Here is a 3,274-nt window from a genome sequence, read left to right as displayed (position 1 = left end):
CGCAGCAGCCGGGCGAGTTCGTCGCCGCCGTAGACGTCCGGCGGCACGATCACCAGGGTCGCGCCGGCGCAGAACGCCTTGGTGAACTCGAAGATCGACGCGTCGAAGCTCGGCGACGCCAGATGCGAGACGCGGGCGTGGTGGGTGATGGTGAAGTGGCTGCGCACCTCGGCGTTGAGGTTGGTCATGCCGCGGTGGGTGACGACCACGCCCTTGGGGCGGCCGGTGGAGCCGGAGGTGTAGATGAGGTAGGCCGGGTGGTCGAAGTGCAGCGGGGCGGTGCGGTCGGCGTCGGTGATCGGGGCGGTGTCCGCTGCGGCGATGCGGTCGGTGACGGCCGGGTCGTCGAGCACCAGCCACGGCACCTGCACCGGCAGCGCGGCGCGGTGCGCGGCGGTGGTGATGCCGAGGGCGGCGGCGCTGTCGGTGAGCATGTAGCTCACCCGTTCCGGGGGGTAGGCGGGGTCGACGGGCACGAAGGCCGCACCGGTCTTGGTCACCGCCCAGACCACCGCCACCGATTCGAGCGAGCGGGTCAGGGCGAGGGCGACCACGGTTTCCGGTCCGAGTCGGTACTCCCCGACGAGCAGCCGCGCCAGGCGGGTGGACCAGGCGTCGAGCTCGGCGTAGGTGATCTGCCGGTCGGCGAAACGCAGGGCGACCGCGTCGGGCAGGATCGCGGCGACCGAGGTGAGCAGTTCCGGCCACAGTTGCGGCGAGACCGGCGGCAGACCCCGCGCCGGGGTCAGATCGGCCAGTTCCCGGTCGGTGACGATGTCGATGCTGCCGACCGCGAGGTCGGGGGTGTCGGTGATGGCCTCGACGATCCGCACGAAGCGGTCGGCGAACGAGGCGACGGTGTCGGCCTCGAACAGGTCGGTGGCGTAGGTGAAGGCGCCGCGGATCCCGGCGGGGCCGGCGGCGTCGGTGGTCTCGGCGATCGACAGCTGCAGGTCGAACAGGGCCAGCATCGGCTCGAGGTCGAGGGCGCGGACCGTCAGGTCGGGCAGTTCGATCTCGGGGCGTTCGGTGTCCTGGAATTCGAGCAGCACCTGGAACAGCGGGGTGTAGGCGGTCGAGCGGGGCGGGTCGAGGACCTCGACGAGCCGCTCGAACGGCACCTCGGTGTGCCCGAAGGCGGTGAGGTCGCCGGTGCGGATGCGGTCGAGCAGCGCGCTGAACGGCTCGTCGTCGTCGACCCGGGCGCGCAGCACCACGGTGTTGACGAACATGCCGACCAGGTCGTCGAGGGCGCGGTGGCCGCGCCCGGCGACGGGGGTGCCGACGACGATGTCGTCGTTGCCCGACAGGCGGGCGAGCAGCACCGTCAGTGCGGCGTGCACCAGCATGAACACCGACGCGTCGTGGGCGCGGGCGATGTCGAGCAGCCGGCGGTGGGCGGCGGCGTCGAGGGTGAACGGGATGCGGGCGCCGCGCCGCGACGGCTGCACCGGGCGGGGCCGGTCCAGCGGCAGTTCGAGCAGTTCGGGGGCGCCGGCGAGGGCTGCGCGCCAGAACCGGAGCTGTTCGGCGGCCAGGGAGGTCGGGTCGGTGTCGTCGCCGAGCACCCGGTGCTGCCAGAGGGTGTAGTCGACGTACTGCACGGGCAGCGGGGTCCACTGCGGGCCCTGCCCGGCGTGGCGGGCGCTGTAGGCGGCGATGACGTCGCGGGCCAGCGGCCCCATGGAGAAACCGTCGGCGGCGATGTGGTGGGCGACGAGGACGAGCACGTGCTCGTCCTCGGCCAGGGCGAGCACCCGGATGCGGATGGGGATCTCGGTGGCCACATCGAATCCGGCCGCGAGGATCGGGGTGAGCTCGCTGTCGAGGTCGGTGTCGTCGTCGACGGTGAGCACCGCCAGATCCGGCACGGCGGCGCCGGCGGGCACCACCACCTGCACGGGCCCGTCGTCGGTGAGCGGATAGCGGGTGCGCAGCGATTCGTGCCGGGCGACGACGTCGCCGATGGCGTGCTGCAGTGCCGCCTGATCGAGTCGGCCGGTCAGGCGCAGCGCGACGGCGATGTTGTAGGCCGGGGAGGTGGTGTCGAACTGGTTGATGAACCACATCCGCTGCTGCGCCGGGGACAGGGGGACCGGGTCGGGGCGCGGCCCGGCCATCGGGGCGCCGCGCCCGGCGCCGGTGCGGTCGGGCTGGTCGAGGTGCGCGGCGAGGTCGGCGACGACCGGATGGTCGAAGATCTCCCGGATGCCGAGCTCACCGCCGGTGTCGGCGGCGAGCCGGGCGGCGGCGCGCATCGCGAGCAGGGAGGTGCCGCCGAGGTCGAGGAAGTGGTCGTCGGCGCCGACCCGGTCGACGCCGAGCAGGTCGGCGAAGACGGTGGCGACGAGCTGTTCGGTGGGGGTGCGCGGCGCCCGGTAGCCGCCGGCGGCGGTCGGTGCCGGCGGGGCGGGCAGTGCGTTGCGGTCGAGTTTGCCGTTGGGGCCGACCGGCAGCGCGTCGAGGACGACGAGGGCGGCGGGCACCATGTAGTCCGGCAGGTGCGCGGCGAGATCGGCGGTGACCGCGGCGGTGTCGATGCTGCGGCCCGGGGTGGGCACGAGATAGCCGGTGAGCCGGTCGTCGGCGCCGTGGTGGACGAGCACCACCGCCTGCCCGATCTCGTCGCGGGCGCGCAACACCTGCTCGATCTCGCCGAGCTCGATGCGCAGACCGCGGATCTTGACCTGGAAGTCGGTGCGCCCCAAGTACATCAGGGCACCGTCGGTGCGGCGGGTGGCCAGATCCCCGGTGCGGTACATCCGCTCCCCCGGCGCCCCGAACGGGTCGGCGACGAACCGGTCGGCGCTCAGTCCCGGGCGGTCGAGATAGCCGTGGGCGAGCTGGATGCCGGCCAGATACAGCTCGCCGGCGGCGCCGGCGGGCACCGGATGCAGCCGCGCGTCGAGCACGTAGGTGCGGGTGTTCCACACCGGCAGCCCGATCGGCACCGACCCGGCATCGGTGTCGGTGGTGGTCCAGGCGGTGACGTCCACCGCGGCCTCGGTGGGCCCGTACAGATTGTGCAGGGCGGTGTGCGGCAGCGCCGCCCGCAGCGCGGCGGCGGTCTCGGCGGGCAGCGCCTCCCCCGACGCGAACACGTGCCGCAACGCGAGCGGATCCCGGTCGCGGCCGTGCAGGGCGTCGACGAACACCGCGAGCATCGACGGCACGAAATGCGCCACCGTGACCTGCTCCTCGGCGAACAGCCGCAGCAGATAACCGGGATCGCGGTGCCCGCCCGGGGCGGCGACGGCCAGGCGCGCCCCGACCT

General features: G+C 73.5%; 1 protein-coding gene. It reads right to left on the bottom strand.

From position 1 onward, the window contains the following. Positions 1–3,274, bottom strand: a 3,274-nt coding sequence (locus R1101_RS27605; protein WP_037224192.1) for a condensation domain-containing protein, incomplete at both ends; no start/stop codon positions are given.

Origin of the sequence: Rhodococcus sp. R1101 (assembly GCF_000278445.1) — a bacterium.
Lineage (GTDB): Bacteria > Actinomycetota > Actinomycetes > Mycobacteriales > Mycobacteriaceae > Rhodococcus > Rhodococcus gordoniae.
This window is presented reverse-complemented; position numbering and strand designations above follow the sequence as displayed.